We start from the raw sequence: 25,520 nt of genomic DNA on the forward strand, positions 1-25,520 counted from the left end.
CCGTGTGAGAGCCAACGAGAGTTGGCGAAAGCCGTTTCAAGTGTGTTCGCATCATCTTTCGCCAACTGCCGTTGGCTCCCACAGAGACTGGCATCACATCGGGTTGTGGTTGCAGCCGGGTCAAGGTTCACGTGGGGTGACCGATACACTCTTGACGCCTTCCTTTTTTGGCCCTTGAGCACGTATTCCGATGCCCTCTATCCGCAGTTACGCCACCGTGCGAAAGAACTTGTGCGCATTGCTGGTTTTGTATTTCTTCAGCATGGCGGCGCTGTCGGTGCTGTGGGAGTTCAAGCTCGAAGCCGTTGCGACGCACCTGCTGGGCTTGCCCTACGATGGGGATTTCGAAGACGACGAGCGCTGGCGTTTCATTTTTACCTCTATCAGCTTTGCGCTACTGTCGACCGTGGTGCCCTTTTTGATGGTCAGGCGCTTGGTGCACAGGCTGCAACACAGCTACGAACACCTCGTCCAAGCCCAGGCGCTCAGCGACTCTCTGGCCCGCCATGACCCGTTATCGGGCCTGCTCAACCGCCGCGTCTTCCACGAGCAATTGACCGGTCGCCTTGAAACCCCTGACGTCCCGACCGCCGTGTTTTTGATCGACCTGGACAAGTTCAAGCAGGTCAACGACACCCATGGTCACGCCGCCGGGGACCTGGCCATTTGCACCCTTGCAGACCGGCTGCGCGAGGCCACGTCAGGCTGGCACGCTTCGGTGGCGCGGCTAGGGGGCGACGAGTTTGCCTTTGCCATCACCGGTGACTACAGCCGGATGGAGCTGGCAACGCTGGCCGAAAACGTGCTGGCGACCATCGCCCTGCCCCTGGAAGGCGCACCCATGCCGAACCTGAGTGCCACGTTGGGTATCGCCGTAGCGCCCTGGGACGGGGTCACCGGGGAAGTCCTCTTGCAGCGGGCGGACAGCGCCATGTACCGGGGGAAAAACAGCGGCCGGGCGGTGTTCCACTTTTACGAAGCCAGTTTCGAGCAGGCCCAGCGCGAGCAGGCAGTGTTCGAGCAGGCCCTTCGTGGGGCAATCGAAGTGGGGGGCATCCAGCCCTTCTACCAGCCCATCGTCAGCCTGCCCGATCAGCACTTGGTGGGCTTCGAAGTACTGGCACGCTGGGAGCACCCTGAGCGGGGCATGGTCATGCCGCTGGAGTTCATCCCTATCGCTGAACACCTGGGGCTGATCAAACCCCTCACCGAAGGCCTGTTGCGCCAAGCGTTCGAGCAAGCCCAGCACTGGCCTGGCGCCTTGACCCTGGCGGTCAACGTCACCTCATCGATGATCGAAGACCCCGAGTTTCCGGACTGGCTGGCGCACCTGGCCAACATAGGCGACTTCCCGCTGCATCAACTCGAGGTGGAAGTGACTGAGAACATGCTGGTGGCCAACGTCGAGAGCGCCCGGCACAACCTTGAGCGCCTGCGCGCATTGGGCGTGACCGTGGCGCTGGATGACTTTGGCACCGGCTACTCGGGGCTCTATCACCTTACCCAACTGGCCATCGACAAGATCAAGATCGACCGCTCGTTCCTTGATACCTCCCTGGAAAACCAGAACGAAATGGTGCGGGCGATTCTCGCCCTGGGCAAAAGCCTGAAGATGCAGATCACCGCTGAAGGCGTTGAGCACGAGCGCCTGGCCGACTGGCTGATGGACCACGACTGCGACTTCGCTCAAGGCTACCTGTTCGGGCGACCGCTGCAGTCGGCCCATGCCACCGAGGTCGCAACCGCCCAGGCATTGCCCGGCCCGGTGCGCGCTGCGCAAGCGCCACTGACCCCTGCCTGACCCTGACGCACGACGGGCAGTGTTGGCGTTGCTATGCTGCGGGCACTCCCCGTCAGTCAGGACTGGCGCGCCGTGCCTGGACTGGCCGTGCCTGAACTGGGCGCAGGCGCCAGCTCCAGTGCCAGCAGCGCGGCGCCCAGGCTTTTACCGTGCGCGTCCAGCGCCAGGGAGCGGGTAACGCCGCCCTTGAGCATGCCCGGCAGCACAAAGTTAAGCGCCTGCAGCTGTGGCACCAGATACCGCCTCACTGGCCCCGCCGTCGGGCCCAGGAGCGCGGAGAAATGAGCGGCCACCACGTCTTCCGTGAGCTGGGCGACCAGGAGCGGGTAATCGTCGCGCCGGAAGGCGATCACCGAGATGTTGGACGTATCGCCTTTGTCACCTGTGCGGGCGTGGGCAAGATCTGCCAGGGTAAGCGTGCTGTTCATGACACCTCCTCGTGCAAGGTCAGGCTGACGGCCGTTCTGGGCACCATTAGCGAAGCAACTGCAACCACCTGTCGCAGTTGCTTGGTCGCGCCACCACCGCCCGCAGGGCCATTGGTGTAAAGGGTCTCGACCTCGTTGCCAACCAACGCCGCGTCTTCACGCCGGGTACAGCGCGCCGTCACGCGCAGGCGTACCTCAGTGGGCGCTGCCGCTGAGGCCAATACGCTGCCGTACAAGGCGTTGATACCAATCAGGTCGACACGTACTTCTTCGGTAGCCACGCCGATCAGGCGCAAGCGCTCGACTACGATCTCCCCGGCCAGGGTGGCGCGGGCGACGGCGTTGGGCCCACCGTATGACATCTGCCCTTCGCCCACCCAGCCATCGCGGTAGCCTACCGACACTTTGAGCTGATCCGGGCGTGGGTGGCCGCTACCGCCGACGACCTTCACCTGGTTCTCACCCACCTGCTCGAAGCAAACCGCGCTGAAGTCAGCGCTGACATCTGGCGTGAGGTAGCGGGCCGGGTCGTGGACTTCGTACAGCAGTTGCTCAGTGCAGGTGGCCGTGTCGATCCGCCCGCCACTGCCTGCCACCTTGCTCAGGGTGGCGTTCCCGTGTTCATCGACTTCCATCAGCGGGAAGCCCAGGCGCGCCAAGTCTGGGACCTCCTTGCGGCCAGGGTCTGCGAAGTACCCACCAGTGACCTGGCCCGCGCATTCGAGCAGGTGGCCAATCAAGGTCGCCTGGCCCAGGCGCGGCCAATCGTCTGCCGCCCAGCCGAACGTGTAGCACAGCGGTGCGAGAAACAGCGACGGATCGGCCACGCGCCCAGTAATCACCACGTCAGCCCCGGCCTGAAGCGCCTGGACAACGCCCTCGGCGCCCAGGTACGCGTTGGCCGACACCAACTGATCGCCCAATGCCCTCAAGGTTTGACCGTTGTCTAACCACTGGTCGGGGTTGGCCTGTACGGCCTCAAGCACATCGTCGCCGCTCAGGGCGATGACCTTCAGGCCCGCAAAACCAAGCTCACTGGCCAGGCGCGCCACGGCGTTGGCGGCCGCCATGGGGTTGGCTGCGCCCATGTTGGTGATGATGCGCAACCGCCGCCCGCGGGCCGCAGAACCCTGTACGTACGGCAGCACCCGGCGCATGCGCGCCAGCAGCAGCGGGTCATAGCCCCCCTCTGGGTTGTTCAAGCGCTCCAGTTGGGCCAGGGCAATGGTGCGTTCAGCCAGGCATTCGAAGATCAGGTAGTCCAGCTCACCTTTTTCGGCTAGCTCCACGGCAGGCTCGATACGGTCGCCGGAGTACCCGGCGCCGGAGCCGATTCTCAAGGTTTTCATTCAAAACACTCCCAGTAACAGGGCGGTGAGGGTCATCAGCACGGAGGCGGCGAACAGAAATGGAATGGTGAAGCGCTGGTGGTCCGCCAACTCTACTTTGCACAGCCCCACCAGCAAGAAGGTGGCCGGGGTGAGCGGGCTGACCGGGAAGCCAGCGGTATGAACACCCAACAGCGACGCCTGGGCCACTTGCAGCGGGTCCACGCCCAGGGAACGGCCTACCTCGGCAATCACCGGCATCACGCCAAAGTAATAGGAGTCGGGGTCGAACAATAAGCTCAGCGGCATGGACAAGAAGCCCACCACCGCCGGTATCAACGTGCCGTGGCCTGCAGGAATGCCGGTAACGGCGACTTCCGCCATGGCCTTGAGCATGCCCGTGCCTTGCATGATCCCGGTAAAGACTCCCGCAGCCAATAAGATGCTGGCCATGGTCAGGGCGGTCTTGGCGTGGGCGTCGATGCGGGCGCGCTGAGCATCGACGTTCGGGTAATTCACGCACAGGGCCAGAACGGTGCCCACCATGAACATCACCACCGGGTCCACCCAGCCTGCGATCATCACCGCCATCACCACCAGGGTCAGTAGCAGGTTGGCTACGAACAGCGTGGGCCGGCGCAGGGTTTGCTCCTCGGCTGAGAGGATGCGTTGCGGCATGGCTTCGCTGGCCGGCGAGCCCGCGCCCAGGCCCAGCCTGCGCTCTTCGCGAAGGCCAAGGCCCCAAGCGCAGGCGAACACGAACGCCAAGCCCACCATCTGAACCAGGATCAGTGGCTGGAACAGCTCGCTGACCGGCACATGCAAGGCGGCCGAGGAGCGCAGCACCGGCCCCGTCCAGGGCAGGAAGTTCACCCCGGCGGCCATCGCCGCCACACAGGCCAGTATCCGACGGTCCATGCCCAGCCGTGTGTAGAGCGGCAACATCGCAGGCACCGTGACCAGGAAGGTGACCGCACCTGAGCCGTCCAGGTGAACCAGCAGCGCCAGCAATGCGGTGCCGAACACGATACGGGTGGGGCGAGTGCCCACGGTTTTCAGAATACGGTCGATGATCGGGTCCAGCATGCCGGCGTCGGTCATGACCCCGAAGAACAGGATCGCAAACACGAACATGCCCACCACGGGCGCGACGTTCTTGATACCGGTGATGATGAAGGTGCTGGTTTGCAGGCCAAAGCCTGCGAGCAGTGCGGCGATGATGGGTAGCGCGATCAGGGCTACGAGGGGGGACAAGCGCTTGCTCATCACTGCAACGAGCAAGCAGACGATGGTAATCAGACCGACAATCGCGAGCATGGCAGCTCTCCGTGCGGGGCCTCTCTGGCCTGGCAGGCCGAGCAGCGGGTTTATTGTTGTGCGGCCAGTATTAAAACCTTCGGGTCGTCCTGTAAATTGAAATGCACCCTCATTCACCTTCGAAAAAACAAAATGAAAAATTCGATTCCCTGCATTCGTGCCTTCGTGGCCGTGGCCCGCACCGGGCACTTCTCCAAGGCCGCTGCGCAGCTTCACTTGTCGCCCTCGGCCCTTACCGTACAAGTGCGGCAATTAGAACGCTGGCTAGGTGTCAGCCTGCTTGACCGCAGCCCGCGTCACGTGGCCCTCACCGAGGCAGGCCGGCAGAACCTGAACCTGATGGAAAAACTGCTACTGGACCTGGATAACATCGTTACCCAGAACCAGGATCTGGCGGGCCTCAAGCGCGGGGTCATCGAATTCGCCGCCCTGCCCTCGCTGTGTTCCGGCGTGCTGCCTGCGCTGCTCAAGGCCTTCAGCGACCACTACCCTGGCGTGGAAATCCGCCTGCGTGACGTAGTGGCCCGGCACATCGAAGAGTTGGTGCGGGCCGGGGACGTCGAGTTTGGCCTGGGGGTGCCTACCCGTGGCGCAAATGGGTTGCTGTTCAGGCCATTGCTGATAGACCGCCTGTGCCTGGTGCTGCCCGCTGGCCACCCGTGGGCCGAGGAGCGTGCGCTGAGCCTGCAGGCGCTGGACGGTCAACCGATGATCCTGACCGGGCGCGACAGCAGTGTGCGCATTCAGGTGGAGCACTTGTTTCAGGATCGAGGGTTGACGCTTCACGCGCGCTGCGAGGCCAATTACTTGTCCACCGCCATTGCCCTGGTCAAACAGGGGCTGGGAATGAGCCTGTTGCCTGAGTCGGCGGTACAGGGGCAGGAAGGCTTGGTGAGCATTACGCTGGACGTCGCAGCCCTGAACCGGGAAATCGGCTTGATTACCCGCAGCGAATACAGCCTGGGGCCGGCAGCCGAGCTGCTGGTCGCGCAACTGATAGCCAGCCTGCCAGGCGATCAGCGCCTGGCTTAGCTAGGCCTCATTACAGCGCTACCATGGCCTGGACACAGCGCACCATGTGCTCGTTCGAAAACGGCTTGGTGACCACCGCCATGTCGGGAGTAAACCGGCCCAGGCCCAGGACCGCTTCCTCGGCGTAACCGGTGATGAATATCACTTTGAGGTTAGGCCGGTGTACACGTGCGGCTTCGGCCATTTGCCGGCCGTTCATGCCACCTGGCAAGCCCACATCGGTGACGAGCAGATCTATAGCAACGCCAGAGGTGAGGATGTTCAGCCCCGCCTGGCTGTCACTGGCCTCAAGCAGGGTGAAGCCTAGGTCTTCAAGCAAATCGACCACCAACATCCGAATGGACGGCTCATCGTCTAGCACCAATACAGTGCGGCCCCTACCAGACGGCAGCGCAGGGCCGGGTTCGGCCAGCGGCCCTTCAGGCGCCACTCCCCCCCGGTAACGCGGAAGGCACAGGCTGACCGTAGTGCCCACGCCTACCTTGGATTCGAGGCGCGCCAACCCGCCGGACTGTTGAGCGAACCCGTAGATCATCGACAACCCCAGCCCGGTGCCTTGGCCTATGGGTTTTGTGGTGAAGAACGGCTCGAAGGCGTGTGCGATCACGTCCGGGGACATCCCGGTACCGGTGTCGCTGACCTTCAGCACCAGGTAATCGCCTTCCGGCACCCTGTGCTCTTGGGCCAATGCTGCCTCCAACCAGGTATTGGCCAACTGCAGGCTAATCCTGCCACCGTGCGGCATCGCATCACGGGCGTTGATGCACAGGTTGAGCACTGCGTTTTCCAACTGGGAGGGGTCAACCAGGGCCGGCCATAGCCCTGCCGTGCCCAGCCACTCAACGTAAATGCCAGGGCCCACGGTGCGTTGAATGAGGTCTTTAAGCCCAAAGGCCAGCGCCTGCACGTCGGTGGGCCGGGGCGCCAGGGTCTGGCGCCGTGAGAACGCCAGTAACCGATGGGTCACGGCCGCCGCCCGCTGGGTGTTGCCCAAGGCCGCCTCAATGTATTTGTCCAGTTCGCGCAGCCGCCCTTGCTGGACTCTGAGCTGCAACAGCTCCAGGCTGCCGGCGATGCCGCCCAGGAGGTTATTGAAGTCATGAGCGAGCCCCCCGGTCAGTTGCCCTACTGCCTCCATCTTCTGGGACTGACGCAGCGCCTCCTGGGCGTTGCGCAGCACCTCGGCCTGGGCCTTTTCAGCGGTCACGTCGCGGCCATTGCAGTAGATCAGCTGCCCCTCAGGTTGCAGGGTCCAGGAAATCCAGCGCCAAGAGCCGTCCCGGTGGCGGTAGCGATCCTCGTAATCGATGCTGTGATAATCGCCACATTGCAAGCGCGCCAACTCTGCAGCAGAGGCCTGCGCATCTTCGGGGTGCTGAAACTCGCTCACGTGTCTGCCCACCAGCCATGCCGGGGCCCACCCCAGGATGCGCTCCCAGGCAGGGTTTGCACTCACCACGGTGCCGTCTTTGGTGGCAACGGTCAGCAGGTTGGCAGAAAGCTGCCAGATACGGTCGCGCTCGGCGGTGCGCAGGGCCACCTGATCTTCCAAGGTGTCATTGAGCTGGTGAAGGGCGTTGTCGGCGCGCACCCGTTCGGTCACATCGGTTACGTGGTGCATCACCGCGGCCACCTTGCCCGCGCCGTCGAAGACGGGCGAATTGACCGGGTCCCACCAGCGCTCCTCAAAGCCCCCATGGGGGGAGGCAATGTCGTATTTCTGCACCGGCATGGTGTCTGGCACGCCGCTTTCGATGGCTCGCTCGATGGAGGCTTGCAGGTTGGTCACACCGGTGGCGCTTTCATCGTCAGGGTTGTCCGGCATGGCCTCAAACAGCGCGAAACCAACCAAGGTGGCACGCGTTTGCAGCGTGGCAGACAGGTAGGCTTCATTGACCGCAATGATCGTAAACCGCGGAGGGTCCGCAGCAACCACGAGCATAGGCGCCGGCGCCCGTTCGAACAGGGCTTGGTAATCAAGCCTAAGGTTGAAGTCGTTCATCCCGCAGGGTAGCTCCTGAACACACTTGATAGCTGACTGCGCCAGCCGCGAAAGTGTTCCCCATCGACGTTACAGCAACGGCGCCGAGCCTGATTGCCCAAACACCTGGGTAGGCCGTTGCAGTACAGGGTCGAAGGGGTTCAGGCGCTGGCTGATGGTGGCGGCCTCACGTTTGAGCAGCTCCACCACCGTCGGCAGCCGGTCAGCGTTGAGGCGGTCACTGATGGTGGCCACGCTCAAGGCAGCCACCGCCCTGCCCTCACGGTCCAGGATCGGCACCGCCAGCCCTGCCATGCCGGCCAGTACGCCGGTGTTGCGCGCCGAGTAGCCCAACCGGCGCACGTTTTCGACCTCCGAGCGCAGCAGCACTTCATCGTACAGGTGCAAGTCGCGCAAGCGAGGCAGGTTGTAGCGGATGACCGTTTCGCGCTCCTCATCGGGCAGAAACGCAAGGATCGCCACACTGCCCTGCCCCACACCTAGGGCAACCCGGCCGCCGATGTCGCCGGTAAAGGTGCGGATGGGGTACGGCCCCTCGCTGCGGTCCAGGCAGATGGCATCGAAGCCGCTGCGCGCCAGCAAAAACAGCGAATCCCCTAGCGAGGCCGACAGCCGCAGCAAGCTGGGCCGCACCTGGTCCCGGAGGTTGCCGGACTGCCCCGCCCGTGCCGCCAGTGCGAACAGCTCAAAGCTCAGCCGGTAGCGCTTGCTGCGGCTGTCCTGTTCCACCATGCCTTCGGCCATCAGGCTGCGCAGTAACCGGTGGGTCGTGGGTTGAGAAAGCCCTACGCGTAGTGCCAACTGCGTCACCCGCTCACCCCCCTCAGGGCCGTCGGCCAGGCAGCGGAGCACGGCAAATACGCGAGGCACTGCACCTATACCCGGCCCTGCAAAGTTATTCCGTTCAGTGGAATCTTTACTGCTTGAACTTTCTTCATTACTCATAGGCTGAATTAACTTCAAAAAAACAATCGCACAGTGAAATTTAACGTTGAGGCTATCCTAGGCTTGGCTCTAGTATCAGTCCACAGGGCGATTCGAATAACAGCGGTAGCCGACCTCAGTCGAGCACCAGCGTCCAAGGCATTACGCACGGTTTCCATTCGCCTCTGCCCAGTACAAACCGCACGCTTCGGCGCGCCTTGATAAGGTAGAACGCAGCCATGGCTTTTCTTGAGCTTCAGGCACTAGGTAAACGTTATGGCGCGGTGGATGCTGTGGTCGCGACCCACCTGAACGTAGAGAAAGGGGAGTTCGTCTCCCTGCTAGGGCCGTCGGGTTGCGGTAAAACCACCACCTTGCAAATGATCGCAGGCTTTGTAGAGGTCACCAGCGGGCGCATCCAGCTCGATGGGCGTGACATCACCTACGCCACTCCTGCCAGCCGAGGGCTGGGCGTGGTGTTTCAGTCCTACGCGTTATTCCCCCACATGACAGTGCGCGCCAACGTGGCCTTCGGCCTGACGATGCGCAAGGTGCCGAGGGCCGACCTGCAGCGCCGCGTGGACACCGTGCTGGCGTTGGTCCACCTCACGCCCCATGCCGAGCGCTACCCACGCGAACTCTCCGGTGGCCAGCGCCAACGCGTCGCCCTGGCCCGTGCCCTGGTCATCGAGCCACCGGTCTTGCTGCTCGATGAGCCCCTGTCCAACCTGGACGCGAACCTGCGCGAAGAAATGCAGTTCGAGATTCGCCGCATCCAGCGCGAAGTGGGCATCACCACCTTGATGGTGACCCACGACCAGACCGAGGCGTTGTCCACCAGCGACCGCGTGGTGGTGATGGAGGCCGGCCGTATTACCCAGGTCGATGCCCCCTACGCCCTGTATGAGCACCCGCGCACGCGCTTTATTTCAAGCTTCGTGGGCAAGGCCAACCTGCTACCGGGTGACACGGACGCCACCGGCGCGCCGCAGGTTCGCCAACGTCCTGGGGCCGGCGCGCTGACCTTGAGTTTGCGGCCGGAGAAAATCGACCTCGTGGCCTCCGGTGACGGTCGCCTGCAGGGCCACATCCTTACCCGTTACTTTTTAGGTAGCCAGTGGCTGTACCGGGTTGGTACCGCGCTGGGCGAGTTGACGGTGGTGCGGCGCAATACCGGCGAAGCGCCGTACAACGAAGGCACGGCCGTGGGCCTGGACTGGTCAACGGACTTGTTGCGCGTGTTGGACGCCGACGAGGTGAGCCTATGAACAGCCCTCACATAGGCGGCCCTAGCGTGTTTCGTGACATGGGCCGGGGCTACCTGCTCTCGGCCCCCGCGCTGGCGCTGTTCATTGGCTTGCTGGTGCTGCCCCTGCTCCTGACGCTGGTGCTGTCGTTCAACGTGTTCGATTACGAAGTAGGGGTGAAGGCCGACGCCTGGACCTTGGACCACTACCAAAGCCTGCTGTCCGACCCTTACTTCTATGAAATTTTCCTGCGCACTTTCTGGATCAGCGCGCTGGTCACCCTGCTGTGTGTGGTCATCGGCGTGCCTGAGGCCTACATTCTCAGCCGCATGGGCACGCCCTGGCGCTCGATTTTCTTGATCCTGATCCTCACGCCCCTGTTGATTTCAGTGGTCGTGCGCGCGTTTGGCTGGAGCTTGCTGCTGGGGGCCGAAGGCCTCGTCAACCAAACGATCCAGGCCCTGGGCGGGCGGCCGCTGAAGTTGTTGTACACGCCGTTGGCGGTGGTGCTGGCGCTGGTGCATGTGATGCTGCCGTTCATGATCATTCCGGTGTGGACGTCCTTGCAGAAGCTTGACCCTGCCGCCGAGCAGGCCGCGCTGTCGCTGGGCGCCAGCCAACTTACGGCGGTGCGCAAGGTGGTGCTGCCGCAGATCATGCCCGGTGTGTTATCGGGCACCTTGATCGTATTTGGCTTGTCGGCCAGCTCGTTCGCCATTCCCGGCCTGCTGGGTGGCCGTCGGTTGAAGATGGTCGCCACGGTGATCTACGACCAATACCTGTCCGAGCTGAACTGGCCCATGGGCGCGACGCTTGCCGTGGCACTGCTGGTGCTCAACCTGCTGGTGATGCTGTCCTGGAACCGCCTGCTTGAACGCCGGTACAAAAAAACCCTGGGGGCCTGACCATGTCCAAAAATGGCCCATTGGCGCTGTGCTTTCATACCCTGGTGGTGGCCTTCATGCTGGCGCCGCTTGTGGTGGTGTGCCTGGTCGCCTTTACGCCCGAGAACACGCTGAGTGTGCCCTGGCATGGCTTCTCGCTGCGCTGGATGCGCGCGGTATTCGAGCGGGCGGATTTCATCCAGGCCTTCTATAACAGCGTGATCCTGGCGGTGGTGGCAGCCACCCTGGCCACGGTCATCGCCGTGCCAGCGGCGCTGGCGATCACCCGCTATCGGTTTCCTGGGCAGGGGGCACTCAACGCCTTGTTTCTGTCTCCTATCATCATTCCGCACCTGGTGCTGGGCGTGGCGATGCTCAGGCTGTTCGCCCTGATGGGGGTCAACGGCAGTTTTGCCTGGCTGATGTTCGCTCACGTGGTGGTGATTACGCCCTACGTGCTCAGGCTGGTGCTGGCCGCAGCCATCGGCGTCGACCGCAGCGCTGAACAAGCGGCTCAGTCCTTGGGTGCCGGCCGCTTTACGTTGTTCCGGAAAATCACCCTGCCCATGATCCTGCCGGGGGTCGCAGGCGGCTGGTTGTTGGCCTTCATCAATAGTTTCGACGAAGTCACCTTATCGATCTTCGTGACCTCGCCGTCTACCCAGACCTTACCGGTACGCATGTACGTATACGCCACGGAATCCATCGACCCGATGATGGCGGCGGTCTCCACCCTGGTGATCGCCCTTACCGCCGCAACCATGATCGTGCTGGACCGGGTGTACGGGCTGGACCGTGTGCTGGTCGGTAAGCATTAAGCGCTACGGCGCCCTGTTCGACGTTCGCCTCTGGAGAAAGCGCCATGGCTTTGTTGAAACGACTGGCCGAGCAGCACCGGCCCGTGCTGCCGTTCACCCTTGATGGCCAACCCGCCAGTGGCCTGCTGGGTGACACCCTGCTCACTGCCGTACTCACGGCCAGTGATCACTTGCGCGGCAGCGACTTCAGCGGCGAGCCACGGGCCGGCTTTTGCCTGATGGGGGCCTGCCAGGACTGCTGGGTCAGGCTGGGCGACGGCCGACGGGTCAGGGCCTGCGCGACCTTTCTTGAAGCGGGCCAGCACGTAAGCCGTGACCCAGGGCGTACGCTATGAGCGCGCCCTTTGCTTCAACTCGCGCCCTGGTGGTCGTGGGCGCAGGCCCCGCAGGCGTGCGCGCCGCCCATACCCTGACCACTTACGGTCAAACCCCGTGCCTGATCGATGAAAACTTGCGCGGTGGCGGGCAAATCTACCGCCGTCAACCCGAGCCTTTCAAACGCCCGGCCAAGGCTTTGTATGGGTTTGAGGCCGGCAAGGCAACTGCCCTCCACGCCGCGCTGGACAGCCTGCCTGGGCGCCTGGACTACCGCCCGGACACCTTGGTATGGAACGCCGAACGACAGGCGCTGGACACCCTGAGCAACGGCATTGCCCGGCAGGTGCCTTACACCCACCTGATCGTCGCCACCGGCGCCACGGACCGCATACTGCCCGTGCCCGGCTGGACCTTGCCCGGTGTGTACAGCCTGGGCGCGGCGCAAGTCGCGCTGAAGTTTCAGGGGTGCGCGATTGGTGAGCAGGTGGTGTTCGCAGGCTCCGGCCCGTTGCTGTACTTGGTCGCTTACCAGTACGCCAAGGCCGGGGCGCAGGTGCTAGCGGTACTGGACAGCTCACCGTTCAGCGCGCAGGTGCGAGCGCTGCCTGCCCTGCTCGGGCAACCGGCGACACTGGCCAAGGGCATGTATTACAGAGCCTGGCTCACCGCTCACGGCGTGCCAGTACACCATGGGGTATCGCTTACCCAGGTAGAGGGCGACCGCAAAGTGACCGGCGTGGCCTGGCGCCAGGGCACCCAGGCGCACACCCTCGCCTGCGATGCCGTTGCGTTCGCCCATGCCCTGCGCAGTGAAACCCAACTGGCCGACCTGCTGGACTGCGCCTTCGGTTGGAGCGCCCTTAACCGCGCCTGGCTGCCCACCCGCGACGGCAGTGGCCGCAGCAGTGTGCCGGGTGTGTACCTGGCCGGGGACGGCGCCGGGATCATGGGTGCGGACGCCGCAGAAATGGCCGGCGAGCTGGCCGCGCTGGCGCTGCTCAGCGACCTGGGCATTGCCACCGACCCCCGCCGTCATGCCGAGCTGCAACAGCGTTTACAGCGCATCGAGGCCTTTCGACAAGGCCTGGAAACGGCGTTTCCATTCCCCGAGGGCTGGGCTGCCGCGGCCGCAGATGAGGTGATGGTGTGCCGCTGTGAAGAGGTGCGTGCCGGGGACATCCGGCAGGCCGTGGCCGAGGGTCACTGGGAGGTCAACCGGGTCAAGGCAATGTGCCGCGTGGGCATGGGCCGTTGCCAGGGCCGCCTGTGTGGTGCCGCTACCGTGGAGCTGATCGCCCACGCATCGGGCCATCCCGTGGAACGCATCGGCCGGCTCCGCAGCCAGGCGCCTATCAAGCCGCTGCCTTTTGGCGTGGAGGCAGCGCAATGAGCCGCCACCTAACCCTAGACGCGGTGGTCATCGGCGGCGGCATCGTCGGGGCGTCGGCGGCGTTGTTTCTGGCCCTGCGCGGCAAGCGCGTCGCACTACTGGAGCGCGACTTCTTTGGTTCTCATTCCAGTGGTGTCAACTACGGCGGCGTGCGCCGCCAGGGCCGCCCGGTCTCGCAACTGCCGCTGTCGCAAAGGGCCCACGCACTGTGGGGCAACCTGGCCGGCCTGATTGGCACTGACGGTGAGTACCTGCGCTCGGGCCACCTCAAGCTGGCCCGCAGCGATCAGGACATGGCCGCGCTGGTGGCCTATGAACAGGCCGCTCGCCCCTTTGGCCTTGAGCTGCAACTGCTCGACCGCGCTCAACTGCGTGCCCGCTACCCGTGGGCCGGCGATGTGGCAGTAGGGGCTTCTTTGTGTGCAGAAGACGGCCATGCAAACCCCCGGCTGGTGTCCCCGGCGTTTGCCTTTGCCGCGCGGCGGGCCGGGGCGCAGGCTTTCGAACAGGCGGCCGTGAGCGAGGTGAGTCATGACGGCCAGGTGTTTAGGGTGCGCACCCAGGGGGGCCAGCACTTCCAGGCCCCATGGGTGCTCAATTGTGCGGGCGCCTGGGCCGCTCGATTGGCCGAACAGTTTGGCGAGCCGGTTCCGCTGACCGTCGGGCACCCGGCCATGTTAGTGACCGAGCCGCTGCCCCTGTTCATGGATGTCAGCACCGGTGTGGAAGGCGGCGGCATTTACGCTCGCCAGGTTGCGCGGGGCAATTGCGTACTGGGCGGCGGCCAAGGGTTTGCCCTCGCTCCGACTACGGCGCGACCAGGCCAGGCGGCTACGCTGGTGATCTTGCGTGAAGCCGCCACCCTGTACCCACCCCTGGCCGGTGCGCAGGCCATTCGCACCTGGTCAGGCACCGAAGGCTACCTGCCAGACCGCCAGCCCGTGCTGGGCCCTAGCGCTACTCAACCCGGCCTGCTGCACGGTTTTGGCTTCGCAGGCTCGGGGTTCCAGATTGGCCCGGCGGCCGGCGAAGCGCTGGCCGAGATTGTCTGCGCCGGGGCCTCTACCGTGGCCCTGGACGCCTTTTCCATCCGTAGGTTTCAACCCGCCCCCGCCGCGCCCTTGGACGCTGGCGATAGCATCCCATCCCTTGAAGGAAGGTCGACCTCATGAAACACGCTCGCCGCGGTGCGCTGATCGGTTTGTCTTGCTTGCCCCTTGCCTCGCTCCTGGCCTCGGCGCCAGCCCTGGCAGAGCCCACCCTCTACCTGGGCATGAACGGTGGCACCATGGAACGGCTGTATGCCGACCAAGTGCTGCCGGCCTTCGAGAAGGCCAATAACGTGAAGGTGGTGATCGTACCGGGTACCTCGTCAGACATTCTGGCCAAGGTACAGGCCAGCAAAGACAACCCTCAGCTGCATGTGATGTTCCTGGACGACGGCATCATGTACCGGGCGATTTCCATGGGCCTGTGCGGCACGCTACAGCCCAGCCCTACCCTGGCGCAGATCCCGGCCAAGGCCAAAATCAAGGACCAGGCCGTGGCGGTGAGCCTGGGCGTGACGGGGCTGGCCTACAACACCCGGCTGTTCAAGGAAAACAACTGGAGCGCACCCACCTCGTGGGCGGACATGGCCGACACGCGCTACAAGGACAAACTGGTGTTCCAGTCGCTGGCCTCCTCCACCTTCGGGCTACACGCCTTTTTGATGTTCAACCGGTTGCAGGGCGGCACCGAAACCAACGTAGAGCCGGGGTTCAAGGCGTGGCCCAACACGGTGGGGCCAAACGTACTGGAGTACATCGCCAGCTCGGCGAAGATTTCGGAGATGGTACAAACCGACGAAGCGGCGTTGTTCCCCCTCACCCCTACCCAAGTGTCTGCCCTCAAGCTCAAGGGGGTGCCGGTGGAGTACGCCCAGCCAAAGGAAGGTGCGGTCGTGCTGAACGTGGCCGAATGCACCATCGCCAACAACGATCAACCCGAGCTTGCCCAGAAACTTGCGCAGTTCTTGCTCACGCCTGAGGCCCAGGGCCCGGCGCTGGAGCAAGGGGACCAGATCCCGTCCAACCCCACCACCCCAACCACCGACCGAACCCGCGCCCAGGTGGAGGCCATGAACACCTACCTTCAAACCGCCGTGACCATCGACTGGGACAAGGTCAATGAGATACGGCCTGCGTGGAATGCGCGCTGGAGCCGGTCCATCGAGCGCTAGGCTGAACTGTAAAAGCAGCCATGACAGCCTTTTTTTCTCAAGTGCTGAGGGTGGGCAGCCGACAACCCGGTATTACTCACCCTCAGAGGATCTAGCATGAGCCTGTCTATTAAACACAAGCTGTTGGGGTTAGGGATTGTCCCCGCGCTTGTGTTCGCCATCGTCCTGACCAGTGTCGCCGGGGTTTTACTGCAACGCAGCGCCGACGCTGAATTGGTCGATGCCCGCGGACGGTTGATCGAGCGTAACCGTACCGCGCTGAAAAATTACGTGGACATTGCCATGAGCACCATCCAGCCGATTTATGACGTGTCGGCGCAGGGTGACATGGCGGCGCGGGATCAGGCGTTGGCCTTGCTCAAGCCTATGAAATATGACGCTGAAGGGTATTTCTTCGGGTACGACAGCAAAGGCGTGCGGGTTTTCCGGGGCACCAGCACCGGGGGCGTAGGCCAGAGTTTCTGGGACACCCGCGACCCTGACGGCAGCTACCACTACCGCACCTTCGTAGACGTGGCCAAGAACGACACGCACTTCATCGACTACTTTGCCCCCAAGCCTGGGCAAGACACGGTGCAAGTGCCCAAGCTGGGTTACACGGTGTACCTGCCTAAATGGGACTTGGTCCTGGGCAGCGCCATCGACATGGGCGACATCGAAGGCCTGGTGGCCGCCGACCAAGCCATCAAGGCCAAGAGCGTTCGCGGCGTGCTGACCACCGTGGGCGGTGTAACCGTGCTGCTAGTGCTGTTGGCGGCGCTGGCGGGCGTATTGGTGGCTAACCGCGTAGTGAAGCCGCTGCGCCTGCTCAAGGACAACCTCGACAACATTGCTGCAGGCAATGGCGACCTTACTCATCGCCTGCACATCGACAGCAAGGATGAGCTGGGTGAACTGGCCGGCTCGTTCAACCGCTTCGTGGGCAAAATCCACGCCATGGTGCAGCAGATCGCGCAGGTTACCCAGGGCCTGGGCAGCCTGTTAGCTGAAGCGGCACGCCAGACCCAGCGCGCCGAGCAAGCCATGCAACGCCAGCGCGAAGAGACCGACCAAGTGGCCACGGCCATCAACGAGATGTCGAGTGCGGCACAAGAAGTGGCCCGCAGTGCCCAGCAGGCGGCGCAGGCTGCTGCCGAGACCGACGAGCAAGGTCGGGCGGCGGGCTCGGTGGTGAAGCAAAGCATGACCCACATGAGCGCGCTGGTGGGCGACATCCGGGACAGCGGCACCAGCCTGGACACCCTGCAGCAGGATGTACACGCCATCGTGAGCGTGCTGGACGTGATCCGTGGCGTGGCTGAGCAAACCAACCTGCTGGCGCTCAACGCAGCCATCGAGGCCGCCCGCGCGGGCGAGGCAGGGCGAGGCTTCGCGGTAGTGGCTGACGAAGTCCGCGCCCTGGCCAGCCGTACCCAGCAAAGCACACGAGAAATCCAGGGCATGATCGAACGCTTGGAAAGCGGCACTCAGGCCTCGGTAGCCGCCATGCGCCGCTCCAGCGCTGCGGGGGAAGGCGCCAGCCAGCAAACCCAGGAGGTCAGCACTGCGCTGGGCAACATTGCCGGGCTGGTGGGCACCATCAATGCCATGAACGCCCAGATCGCCAGTGCCGCTGAGGAGCAAACCTCCGTGGCCGAAGAGATCAACCGCAGCGTTCACCAGATCGCCAATGCCGTGGAAAGCCTGGCCGGCGAAACCGAGCAGAGCGCTTCTACCCTGCGCGAGGTGTCTCGTTTAGGGGACGAACTGTCGGGGCTCGTAGGGCAGTTCAAAATCTGAGCGTGATGCTGAAACGTAACAGCCCTAAGGGTGCGACGAATGGATTGAATTTTTCACAGAGCAACACGTGATTAAGTCTGGCGCCAAACATTCAGTAACAGTTATCGTACAAGGATTCACATACCAGGGCTGCTGACCACAGCCCTTACCCATTTTGAAAAAATTGTTACACCCATAGCTGCACCTAGATCGCGCCCCGGCCATGACCGCGGGCATAACCGTGATACCACGCATTGAGAGAACCTGATGTCCGACGATGCCACCCTTCCGGCGCGGCGCGAGTTTCTGCGCAAATCGCTTACCCTCATACCTGTGGTCACCCTTGCAAGCGCCGGGGTGCCAAACCTGGCAACCGCAGCAGACCCGACGCCCACCAAGCCTTCAGAACCGGCCAAAGCCTATCAACCTACCTTGTTCACCCCTCAAGAGTGGGCGTTCGTGGTGGCTGCGTGCGACCGGCTGATTCCCTCCGACGCCACCGGCCCCGGCGCGGTGGAGTCCGGGGTACCGGAGTTCCTTGACCGTCACCTGCAAACCCCCTACGCCAACGGCGCCATCTGGTACATGCAAGGCCCCTTCCTGGAGGCTTCACCCGAGTTTGGCTACCAAGGCAAGCTCAACCTGCGTGAGGTCATCCAAGTGGGTATCAAGGCGTTCGATGCTGCCTGCCAGGCCAGCGACGGCAAGGCCTTCGCGGACCTTTCCACAGGCCGCCAGGAAGCCCTGCTCAAGGCCGCCGAAGCCGGCAAGCTGGAGCTCAACGGCATCGGCGCCAAGCTGTTCTTCACCTACCTGCTGACCGAAGTGCGCAACGGTTACTTCGCTGATCCTTCCTACGGCGGCAACCGAGACATGGCGGCCTGGAAGATGATCGGCTACCCCGGCGTACGCGCCGATTACATGGATTGGGTCACGGTACGCGACAGGCCGTACCCATTGGGCCCGGTAGACTTATCCGGGCGGAGGGGCTGAGATGGCGAACGTAAAACCTAAAGTCGATGCGGTCATCGTGGGCATGGGCTGGACCGGGGCGATCCTGGCCAAAGAATTGACCGACGCCGGGCTCAACGTGGTGGCCTTCGAACGCGGCGCTGACCGCGATACCCAGCCAGATTTCGCCTACCCACGGGTAGTGGACGAACTCCAGGGCTCGGTGCACCGGCGCTACCTGCAAAGCCTTGCGCAAGAAACGGTTACCGTGCGGCATAACCCGGCGGGCACCGCCGTGCCGTATCGGCAGATGGGCTCGTTCAAACCCGGCACCGGCGTGGGCGGCGCTGGCAGTCACTGGTCGGGCTGCCACTTCCGCGCGTTGCCCGAAGACTTCCAGTTGCGCAGCAACGTGGAGCAGCGCTACGGGCGGCAGTTCATTCCCAAGGACATGACCATCCAGGATTTCCCGGTCACCTACGAAGACCTCGAACCGCACTTCGACCACTTCGAGTACGTGTGCGGCACCTCGGGCAAGGCGGGGGTGCTCAACGGCGTTAAGCAAGCCGGCGGCAACCCGTTCGAAGGCTCTCGCTCGCGGGAATTCCCGCTGGGGCCGAACCCTAACTACCTCGGTGCCGAGCTGTTCTACAAGGCGGCGCAAGAGATGGGCTACAACCCCTACCCCATTCCCGCCTCTAATGCCTCTGCACCTTATGTGAACCCCTATGGCTGCCAGATGGGGCCGTGTAACTTCTGCGGGTTCTGTAGCGACTACGGCTGCCTGAACTACTCCAAGGCCAGCCCCAACGCGAGCATCCTGCCGGTGCTGCGCCTGCGTAAGAGTTTCGAGCTTCGGCCGCATTCTCAGGTGCTGAAAGTAAACATGGACAGTGACGGCAAAAAAGCCACCGGTGTGACCTACCTGGACGCCGAGGGCCGCGAATGCGAGCAGCCGGCCGACCTGGTGCTGCTGTGTGCCTTCTCGCTGTACAACGTGCATTTGATGCTGCTGTCCGGGGTAGGCAAGCCCTATGACCCGCAAACGGGCGAAGGTACGGTAGGCCGCAACTATTCCTACCAGAACCTCAACCGCGTGATGATGTTCTTCAACAAGGACGTCCAGGCCAACGCCTTCATGGGCATTGGCGGCGGTGGCACGACGATCGACAACCTCAACGGCAACCAGCTGGACAACGCCAAGGCGGGGTTCGTGGGCGGCGGCATCATCTGGGCGCGCCAGCCCGGCACCGGGCCGATTCGCGGCGTGAGCGTGCCCAGTGGCACGCCCAACTGGGGGCCGGAATGGAAAAAGGCCGCAGCGGATTCGTTCCGCCACTCCTTCTACTACGAGGTGCAAGGGGCCTGCATGAGCTATGAGCAGAACTACCTGAGCCTGGACCCCACCTACAAGGATGGCTTTGGCCGGCCCTTGCTGCGCATGACCTTCGACTGGAATGCCAACGAGATCAAAGCCTCGCAGTTCCTGGTGGGTAAGGCAATGGAGATGTGCAAAGTGCTAAACCCGCTGTCCATGGCGGGTGACGCAAAAAAAGACGGCACCCACTACGACATCACCAAGTACCAGAGCACCCACACCTGTGGTGGCGCCATCATGGGCAGCGACCCCAAAACCTCCGCGCTCAACCGCTACCTGCAGTCTTGGGACGTGCATAACGTGTTCGTGATCGGCGCCAATGCCTTCCCCCAGAACAACGGCTACAACCCGACCGGCATGGTCGGGGCGCTGGCGTACTGGGCGGCCAAGGCCATCCGTGAGCAGTACCTGAAAAACCCCGGCCCGCTGGTGCAGGCGTAAGGACAGACGACCATGAAAAAAAGACTGCTTTCGCTGCTGGGCCTGGCCGTGCTGGTGTTCCTTGGGCTGCTGGTGTATGCGCTGCTGCCCACGCACACCCCATCGCTGCAAGCCCCGGCCGACCTTGCCGACGCCGCCCTGGTTGCCAAGGGCAAGTACCTGGCTGATGCCGGGGACTGCACCGCGTGCCACACCGCCCACGATGGCGCGCCTTTCGCGGGCGGCCTGCCCATCGCGTCGCCCATCGGTACGCTGTACAGCACCAACATCACCCCCAGCAAAACCAACGGCATTGGCAATTACTCCCTCGATGACTTCGAGCGGGCACTGCGCCATGGCATCGCGGCCAATGGTGACAGCCTCTACCCCGCCATGCCCTACCCTTCCTATGCGCGGGTCAGCGACGACGACATCAAGGCGCTGTATGCCTTCTTCCTGCACGGCGTTGCGCCGGTAGAGCAGGCTAACCAGGCCAACGACGTGCCTTGGCCGTTGTCCATGCGCTGGCCCCTGGCGCTATGGCGTAAATGGCTTGGCCCGAATGCCAAGGAGGCGACCTTCGAGGCCGCCGGGTATACCGATGCCGAGGTGGCACGCGGTGCGTACCTGGTTCAGGGCCTGGGCCATTGTGGTACCTGCCACACGCCCCGCGCCCTGACCTTGCAGGAACGTGCGCTGGACGAAAGCAAGCCCGAGTACCTGGCCGGTGGCCCACACATTGATGGCTGGCTGGCGGTCAACCTGCGCGGTGACCCTGCGACCGGCCTGGGTGCCTGGACGCCAGAAGACATCATCGCCACCCTGCGCAGCGGTCGTAACACGCACCACGCGGTGCTGGGCGACGCCATGGGTAATGTGGTGCAGCACAGCACGCAGTTCTTGACCGACCCCGACCTGGCGGCCATTGCGAAGTACCTCAAAACCCTGCCCGCCGGGGCGAATGGCGCCTCTTCGTTCAAGGCCGACCCTACCACCGCCGCTGCCCTCAAGCGCGGTGAGGAGCCTAACCGTGGCGCGCAGCTTTACGTGGACAACTGCGCTGCGTGTCACCGCACCAACGGCGAAGGCTACGCGCGCGTATTCCCAGCCATTGCAGGCAACTCCACGGTATTGGCTGAAGACCCGGTGTCGTTGATTCGCCTGGTGCTGGTCGGGGCGAAGCTTCAGGGCAACGCCGCCGCACCGTCACCGTTGGGGATGCCAGGCTTCGACTGGCGCTTGTCGGATGACGAGATCGCCCAGTTGCTGACCTTCGTTCGCCAGAGCTGGGGCAACCAGGCACCGGCGGTGACCGCCAGTGAAGTGCAGGCCCTGCGCAAGACATTGCCAGAGCCCTCGCCGGCGGTGTCGAGGACTGACATTTCCAAGTGATGTGATGCAAAAGCCCTTTCACCGTGCAATGCGGTGAAAGGGTGGAACTCCTTGACCCCTTCGGCCACCCATAGGAATCACTACAGCCCTCTGCGCCGGCAGCGCCCTAAACAGGTCACAGAATAATGAACCCCCTTCCGCCTTCTACCTCACGCTACACGGGCCACATCGGCGCGCAGCAACCTGTCGATGTCACAGGTACGCAAGCCACGCACCAGCACCCCCCGTCGCTTTCACTCGCTGGGATGAGCTCCGCCACATTGACAGCGCTAGGGCGGGCCGATGAAAACCGTGAGTTCCTGGCAATGCTGGCAGCAGACGCTATCGCTCACGGTACGCTGGGCCTTAAATCGACCGAGGGCTCGGATGCCTACTATGCGAATGCCGATACCACGCTTACCGTCCACGCACGCTTGAACGAACAGTCCCGCTATGACGTGATTGCCATAGGAGCACCTCCTAGAGGGCCGCCCCTGCAGATGAGCGGCCAACAGCGGGCGAGTTCCGTCAGCCCCGGGCGGTCACCTTCACGTACCCATCTGTCTTCATTGGCCAACCACGCATTGATAGGCGCGCTGAATGCCAGACACAATGCCCGAGCAGCAGACCTGTCGCCTCGTTCGCACTTTCGGGCCATTGCTAGAGAAGAACTCTACGGCCTGCATAACAGAGGCATGGCTGCAGAGGTGACGTTCCTGGGCACGCCCCCTGAGGAAGTGATGGAGGTGTGCAAGCTGGCGGCCAACGCCATAGGCAAGTCCTTTCCCCATTTTTTCAATAACATTGAATTCGAGCTGTCTGCTCGACGCAGAGAAACGGATCCAGACCATACAACTTTGATGGGAAACAAGGCCAGGGTATCGATGAGGTTGCTCCCTGAGATCGAATGGGATAACGACCCCGAGATGCTAGGCAAGATTGCCTTTACTGCGTTCCATGAGATTTTTTTACATGCATTAACCGACTTGCGCACGGCAAGTAATAATCAGGAACGGACCGCAGAGCATGAAGACCACGATGTAATCCTCTCCCCCCCCTGACGAAACAAACCTGTTTCACAAGGCAGTCAAGAGCGCACTCCCACACATTCCTGAAGACATTCGGCAATTCTTTCTAGACAGCTACGTGGATGAAGTGGAGGACATAAAAGATAGTGACTCCCGTCCGCCTTCACCTAGCAATGATGATTGGCATACACAGCTCAATGCCAATCACCAAGACATGAGCCTTCCCTTCTGGCAGTAAGGGGCCGGTACCGGGCATGCATGGTGTGATTGCACCCCGATCAGGTCGCCCCTATAAGTCTGTTACGCAAAAGGCCGCTCCTTTGACAGGAGTGGCCTTTTTAATGCAGCGCTAAGTCAGTTGCCTTCCAGACCAATGGCCGAAGTTAGGCACCCGTTTTACGCGTCACTCGCCAAACGGTATTGGCCAGGTCATCGGCAATGATCAACGCCCCACGTGGGTCGACGGTTACGCCCACCGGGCGGCCGCGTGTCTTGCCATCATCGCCATAAAAGCCCGTCGCGAAGTCCACCGGCTCGCCGGCAGGCTGGCCATTCTTGAACGGCACGAAGACCACCCGGTAACCCACAGGGTTGGGGCGGTTCCAGCTGCCGTGCTCACCCACGAACACGCCATCGGCGAACTTCTCACCCATGGCAGGCTGAGAGAAGTCCAACCCCAGTGCGGCAACGTGCGAGCCCAGGCTGTAATCAGGCTTGATGGCAGCCGCTACTTTGGCCGGGTCTTGAGGCTGGGCGCGTGGGTCCACGTTCTGGCCCCAGTAGCTGTAGGGCCAGCCGTAGAAGGCGCCTTCCTGGACCGAGGTGAGGTAGTCAGGCACCAGATCCGGGCCTAATTCATCACGTTCGTTGGCCACGGCCCACAACGTGCCGGTGCCCGGTTGGATCTTCAGCGCTGTAGGGTTGCGCAGCCCGGTTGCGTAAGGCCGATGGGCCCCAGTGGTGGCATCGATCTGCCAGACGCGGGCGCGATCCAGCTCAACCTCCATGCCCCGCTCGGTCACGTTGCTGTTCGAACCAATCCCTACGTACAAGAATCGACCGTCTGGGCTAACCGCGAGGGATTTAGTCCAGTGGTGGTTGATCTGTGAAGGTAGGTCCGTGATTTTGGTGGGCGGGCCATTAGCCTTGGTTTGGCCATCGGCGTAGTCGAAACTCACCAGCGCATCCTGGTTGGCCACGTACACTTTGCCATTGGCGAAGGCCAACCCGTAGGGCGCGTTAAGGTTGTCAGCGAATACCGTCTTGACTGCGTAGGTGCCGTCACCCTTGGCGTCGTGCAGCAAGGTCAGGCGGTTACCGCCCTTCACTTGAGTGTTGCCCTTAGCCTTGATGTAGCTGGCAATGACGTCCTTGGGTTTGAGCTTGGGTGCGCTGCCGCCACGGCCTTCAGCGATCAGGATGTCGCCGTTAGGCAATACCAGCGTTTGCCGAGGAATCTGCAAGTCGGTGGCAATGGCAGTGACTTGATAACCCTCTGGCACCTTAGGCTTTTGATCGCCCCACGCCACTGGGTCTGCAATCTTCATGCTGGGCAACAAGCCCCGGTCGGGGGCTGGCATTTTCGGGTCAGGCCCACGGGCCTGGGTCGCTTCTCCATTACCGCCACAGGCGCTCAATAACAAGGCCAGGCTCAGGGCCGTGAGTGCGAAAACAGGCTTCATTGGACGTCTCCCGAACGCAGGTTGGTAAGGCCCACCCAGCTGGCAATCAGCGCCAGCACCGTGACCACTACGGACAGGATCAACCCTGACGGCATCACTGCCCACGCATCCTTGGCGTGCTCGAAAGCGTTTATCAGCCCCAGCACCCAGGTCACCAGCAGTAACAGGAAGTACAGGGTTGGGCGGCCACCTTTACGCTCGGCACGCACCAGGTTTACCAGGGAGAACAGCAGCGCCAGCCCGCAGAACAACTCACCGCCTGCGATCAGCCAGGCGGCAAAGTTGCTCCATTGAATCTGGAAGGTTTGGGCATAGGCTGCATCGCTGAGCAACGCGCCTAAGAACAGCGGCACAGTGCCTGCCAGCAGGATGGCATGTAACGGGCTTGGGGTTGTTCGGTACAGGGGGTGGGTAGCAACGGTCACGACAGCTCCTTATCGTTCAGCACCCCGGTAGGCCCATGACTGCACATGCACCGGCCCGACAGGGTTGCGTGAGGGGTATAAGAAAGAGCCTGCACTGCCTCGCTTAGTTCACCGCACGTGTGCGCCTGCGGGGTAAAGGGTGATGACCGGCCTGCACCCGGCAGGAACTAACGGCCCGAAGGGCGGGGTTTCATCATTTTGCGCCAGTACCTGCCGCTGTCCATGATGCGCTCGGCGGTGCTCATCAACTTGGTCATGGCGAAAGGCTTGAGCAGTACCGGGCCTACCGCATCGCGGTGACCCTCGGTGGAGAACCCTGTCATGGTGATGACCGGGATGTCTGGGAATTGCTCAGCCACTAAATGGCCCAAGGCGAGGCCGTCCATGGAACCGGGCATTTGAACGTCGGTGACCACCAACTGGATACGCGGTGCAGCCGCCTTGAGCATTTCGAGGGCCTGGTCTGCGGAATTGGCGGTCAGCGACCCATAGCCCTCTTCCTCGAACGCCTGGGACATCATGACAGCGATCAAGGGCTCGTCATCAACGATCAACACTAACTTGGAGGGCTGAAGGTTTACGTCTTCATGCATGCAGTGACTTCCTAATACTGATGATGCAGGGGCGGGAGCATAGCAGTTTTCCTGGGCTGTCTGGGTACCGCGCCATTGGTCGACACAGGGCTGAATGACAGCGGTTGTCAGGTGGCCAGGTGCCCCCATTTGCCCTGTCTTTATAGTAGAGTCCGCACCGCTGCCGCGGCCCTGCGCTGATGACCTGCTAATGCAGTCAAAACA

22 protein-coding genes are annotated in these 25,520 nt (G+C 62.8%); 14 read left to right on the top strand and 8 right to left on the bottom strand.

What is annotated here, in order from left to right:
• Positions 1 to 190: 190 nt before the first annotated feature.
• Positions 191 to 1,801, top strand: coding sequence for a putative bifunctional diguanylate cyclase/phosphodiesterase (locus tag AC4LE2_RS11120; protein WP_491825819.1), 1,611 nt, complete (start codon positions 191 to 193; stop codon positions 1,799 to 1,801).
• Positions 1,802 to 1,857: 56 nt separating this feature from the next.
• Here AC4LE2_RS11120 and AC4LE2_RS11125 read toward each other — a convergent pair whose 3' ends face one another.
• From AC4LE2_RS11125 to AC4LE2_RS11135, 3 genes are read right to left on the bottom strand one after another with little or no spacing between them, the layout of a single operon-like run.
• A complete protein-coding gene (locus AC4LE2_RS11125) occupies positions 1,858 to 2,229 on the bottom strand; it encodes an AtuA-related protein (protein WP_491825820.1) in 372 nt (123 codons plus the stop codon).
• Positions 2,226 to 3,578 carry an acyclic terpene utilization AtuA family protein gene (locus AC4LE2_RS11130; protein ID WP_491825821.1) on the bottom strand — a complete coding sequence of 451 codons (1,353 nt, stop codon included), beginning with the start codon at positions 3,576 to 3,578 and terminating at the stop codon, positions 2,226 to 2,228. The genes AC4LE2_RS11125 and AC4LE2_RS11130 overlap by 4 nt, the downstream gene beginning before the upstream one ends.
• Positions 3,579 to 4,874: a CitMHS family transporter gene (locus tag AC4LE2_RS11135; RefSeq protein ID WP_491825822.1), complete on the bottom strand. Its 1,296-nt coding sequence runs from the start codon at positions 4,872 to 4,874 to the stop codon at positions 3,579 to 3,581. It lies immediately after the preceding gene.
• A 132-nt stretch (positions 4,875 to 5,006) separates the two neighbouring features.
• On the opposite strand from AC4LE2_RS11135, the gene AC4LE2_RS11140 reads away from it, so the two are divergent.
• Positions 5,007 to 5,906: a LysR family transcriptional regulator gene (locus tag AC4LE2_RS11140; protein ID WP_491825823.1), complete on the top strand. Its 900-nt coding sequence runs from the start codon at positions 5,007 to 5,009 to the stop codon at positions 5,904 to 5,906.
• 10 nt (positions 5,907 to 5,916) lie between these two features.
• Here the strand turns inward: AC4LE2_RS11140 and AC4LE2_RS11145 are convergent, their stop codons facing one another.
• Complete coding sequence (locus AC4LE2_RS11145) at positions 5,917 to 7,908, bottom strand: hybrid sensor histidine kinase/response regulator (RefSeq protein ID WP_491825824.1); 1,992 nt, start codon at positions 7,906 to 7,908, stop codon at positions 5,917 to 5,919.
• A 69-nt stretch (positions 7,909 to 7,977) separates the two neighbouring features.
• The gene (locus AC4LE2_RS11150; protein ID WP_491825825.1) at positions 7,978 to 8,853 is read right to left on the bottom strand and encodes an IclR family transcriptional regulator; all 876 of its coding nucleotides are present in this window, start codon (positions 8,851 to 8,853) and stop codon (positions 7,978 to 7,980) included.
• A 218-nt stretch (positions 8,854 to 9,071) separates the two neighbouring features.
• On the opposite strand from AC4LE2_RS11150, the gene AC4LE2_RS11155 reads away from it, so the two are divergent.
• From AC4LE2_RS11155 to AC4LE2_RS11210, 12 genes are all read left to right on the top strand, one after another.
• A complete protein-coding gene (locus AC4LE2_RS11155) occupies positions 9,072 to 10,100 on the top strand; it encodes an ABC transporter ATP-binding protein (protein ID WP_491825826.1) in 1,029 nt (342 codons plus the stop codon).
• A gap of 38 nt (positions 10,101 to 10,138) precedes the next feature.
• Positions 10,139 to 10,984: an ABC transporter permease gene (locus tag AC4LE2_RS11160; RefSeq protein ID WP_491828113.1), complete on the top strand. Its 846-nt coding sequence runs from the start codon at positions 10,139 to 10,141 to the stop codon at positions 10,982 to 10,984.
• Positions 10,985 to 10,986: 2 nt separating this feature from the next.
• Positions 10,987 to 11,781: an ABC transporter permease gene (locus AC4LE2_RS11165; RefSeq protein ID WP_491825827.1), complete on the top strand. Its 795-nt coding sequence runs from the start codon at positions 10,987 to 10,989 to the stop codon at positions 11,779 to 11,781.
• Positions 11,782 to 11,825: 44 nt separating this feature from the next.
• A complete protein-coding gene (locus AC4LE2_RS11170) occupies positions 11,826 to 12,116 on the top strand; it encodes a (2Fe-2S)-binding protein (protein WP_491825828.1) in 291 nt (96 codons plus the stop codon).
• Positions 12,113 to 13,489: an FAD/NAD(P)-dependent oxidoreductase gene (locus AC4LE2_RS11175; RefSeq protein ID WP_491825829.1), complete on the top strand. Its 1,377-nt coding sequence runs from the start codon at positions 12,113 to 12,115 to the stop codon at positions 13,487 to 13,489. The genes AC4LE2_RS11170 and AC4LE2_RS11175 overlap by 4 nt, the downstream gene beginning before the upstream one ends.
• Positions 13,486 to 14,661 (top strand): NAD(P)/FAD-dependent oxidoreductase, encoded by a 1,176-nt coding sequence (locus AC4LE2_RS11180; RefSeq protein ID WP_491825830.1) that lies wholly within the window; start codon positions 13,486 to 13,488, stop codon positions 14,659 to 14,661. Before AC4LE2_RS11175 ends, AC4LE2_RS11180 begins: the two co-directional genes overlap by 4 nt.
• Positions 14,658 to 15,710: an ABC transporter substrate-binding protein gene (locus AC4LE2_RS11185; protein WP_491825831.1), complete on the top strand. Its 1,053-nt coding sequence runs from the start codon at positions 14,658 to 14,660 to the stop codon at positions 15,708 to 15,710. The genes AC4LE2_RS11180 and AC4LE2_RS11185 overlap by 4 nt, the downstream gene beginning before the upstream one ends.
• A 96-nt stretch (positions 15,711 to 15,806) precedes the next feature.
• Positions 15,807 to 17,489, top strand: a complete 1,683-nt coding sequence (locus AC4LE2_RS11190) for a methyl-accepting chemotaxis protein (RefSeq protein ID WP_491825832.1) — start codon at positions 15,807 to 15,809, stop codon at positions 17,487 to 17,489.
• Positions 17,490 to 17,735: 246 nt separating this feature from the next.
• Positions 17,736 to 18,461, top strand: a complete 726-nt coding sequence (locus AC4LE2_RS11195; RefSeq protein WP_491825833.1) for a gluconate 2-dehydrogenase subunit 3 family protein — start codon at positions 17,736 to 17,738, stop codon at positions 18,459 to 18,461.
• Between the two features lies 1 nt (position 18,462).
• A complete protein-coding gene (locus AC4LE2_RS11200) occupies positions 18,463 to 20,238 on the top strand; it encodes a GMC family oxidoreductase (RefSeq protein ID WP_491825834.1) in 1,776 nt (591 codons plus the stop codon).
• Positions 20,239 to 20,250: 12 nt separating this feature from the next.
• Positions 20,251 to 21,609 carry a c-type cytochrome gene (locus AC4LE2_RS11205; RefSeq protein WP_491825835.1) on the top strand — a complete coding sequence of 453 codons (1,359 nt, stop codon included), beginning with the start codon at positions 20,251 to 20,253 and terminating at the stop codon, positions 21,607 to 21,609.
• Positions 21,610 to 21,734: 125 nt separating this feature from the next.
• Positions 21,735 to 22,649 carry a hypothetical protein gene (locus AC4LE2_RS11210; RefSeq protein ID WP_491825836.1) on the top strand — a complete coding sequence of 305 codons (915 nt, stop codon included), beginning with the start codon at positions 21,735 to 21,737 and terminating at the stop codon, positions 22,647 to 22,649.
• A 350-nt stretch (positions 22,650 to 22,999) separates the two neighbouring features.
• Here the strand turns inward: AC4LE2_RS11210 and AC4LE2_RS11215 are convergent, their stop codons facing one another.
• From AC4LE2_RS11215 to AC4LE2_RS11225, 3 genes are all read right to left on the bottom strand, one after another.
• Positions 23,000 to 24,298, bottom strand: a complete 1,299-nt coding sequence (locus AC4LE2_RS11215; protein ID WP_491825837.1) for a PQQ-dependent sugar dehydrogenase — start codon at positions 24,296 to 24,298, stop codon at positions 23,000 to 23,002.
• On the bottom strand, positions 24,295 to 24,723 hold the full coding sequence (locus AC4LE2_RS11220) for a DUF2231 domain-containing protein (protein ID WP_491825838.1): 429 nt from the start codon (positions 24,721 to 24,723) through the stop codon (positions 24,295 to 24,297). The genes AC4LE2_RS11215 and AC4LE2_RS11220 overlap by 4 nt, the downstream gene beginning before the upstream one ends.
• Positions 24,724 to 24,890: 167 nt before the next feature.
• Positions 24,891 to 25,316 (bottom strand): response regulator, encoded by a 426-nt coding sequence (locus AC4LE2_RS11225; protein WP_491825839.1) that lies wholly within the window; start codon positions 25,314 to 25,316, stop codon positions 24,891 to 24,893.
• Positions 25,317 to 25,520: the final 204 nt, after the last annotated feature.

The organism is Pseudomonas sp. 9.3L (genome assembly GCF_058536285.1).

Coding starts and splice junctions, on each gene's coding strand:
- AC4LE2_RS11120 (WP_491825819.1), top strand. CDS start 191: ATGCCCTCTATCCGCAGTTACGCCACCGTGCGAAAGAACTTGTGCGCA.
- AC4LE2_RS11125 (WP_491825820.1), bottom strand. CDS start 2,229: ATGAACAGCACGCTTACCCTGGCAGATCTTGCCCACGCCCGCACAGGT.
- AC4LE2_RS11130 (WP_491825821.1), bottom strand. CDS start 3,578: ATGAAAACCTTGAGAATCGGCTCCGGCGCCGGGTACTCCGGCGACCGT.
- AC4LE2_RS11135 (WP_491825822.1), bottom strand. CDS start 4,874: ATGCTCGCGATTGTCGGTCTGATTACCATCGTCTGCTTGCTCGTTGCA.
- AC4LE2_RS11140 (WP_491825823.1), top strand. CDS start 5,007: ATGAAAAATTCGATTCCCTGCATTCGTGCCTTCGTGGCCGTGGCCCGC.
- AC4LE2_RS11145 (WP_491825824.1), bottom strand. CDS start 7,908: ATGAACGACTTCAACCTTAGGCTTGATTACCAAGCCCTGTTCGAACGG.
- AC4LE2_RS11150 (WP_491825825.1), bottom strand. CDS start 8,853: ATGAGTAATGAAGAAAGTTCAAGCAGTAAAGATTCCACTGAACGGAAT.
- AC4LE2_RS11155 (WP_491825826.1), top strand. CDS start 9,072: ATGGCTTTTCTTGAGCTTCAGGCACTAGGTAAACGTTATGGCGCGGTG.
- AC4LE2_RS11160 (WP_491828113.1), top strand. CDS start 10,139: ATGGGCCGGGGCTACCTGCTCTCGGCCCCCGCGCTGGCGCTGTTCATT.
- AC4LE2_RS11165 (WP_491825827.1), top strand. CDS start 10,987: ATGTCCAAAAATGGCCCATTGGCGCTGTGCTTTCATACCCTGGTGGTG.
- AC4LE2_RS11170 (WP_491825828.1), top strand. CDS start 11,826: ATGGCTTTGTTGAAACGACTGGCCGAGCAGCACCGGCCCGTGCTGCCG.
- AC4LE2_RS11175 (WP_491825829.1), top strand. CDS start 12,113: ATGAGCGCGCCCTTTGCTTCAACTCGCGCCCTGGTGGTCGTGGGCGCA.
- AC4LE2_RS11180 (WP_491825830.1), top strand. CDS start 13,486: ATGAGCCGCCACCTAACCCTAGACGCGGTGGTCATCGGCGGCGGCATC.
- AC4LE2_RS11185 (WP_491825831.1), top strand. CDS start 14,658: ATGAAACACGCTCGCCGCGGTGCGCTGATCGGTTTGTCTTGCTTGCCC.
- AC4LE2_RS11190 (WP_491825832.1), top strand. CDS start 15,807: ATGAGCCTGTCTATTAAACACAAGCTGTTGGGGTTAGGGATTGTCCCC.
- AC4LE2_RS11195 (WP_491825833.1), top strand. CDS start 17,736: ATGTCCGACGATGCCACCCTTCCGGCGCGGCGCGAGTTTCTGCGCAAA.
- AC4LE2_RS11200 (WP_491825834.1), top strand. CDS start 18,463: ATGGCGAACGTAAAACCTAAAGTCGATGCGGTCATCGTGGGCATGGGC.
- AC4LE2_RS11205 (WP_491825835.1), top strand. CDS start 20,251: ATGAAAAAAAGACTGCTTTCGCTGCTGGGCCTGGCCGTGCTGGTGTTC.
- AC4LE2_RS11210 (WP_491825836.1), top strand. CDS start 21,735: ATGAACCCCCTTCCGCCTTCTACCTCACGCTACACGGGCCACATCGGC.
- AC4LE2_RS11215 (WP_491825837.1), bottom strand. CDS start 24,298: ATGAAGCCTGTTTTCGCACTCACGGCCCTGAGCCTGGCCTTGTTATTG.
- AC4LE2_RS11225 (WP_491825839.1), bottom strand. CDS start 25,316: ATGCATGAAGACGTAAACCTTCAGCCCTCCAAGTTAGTGTTGATCGTT.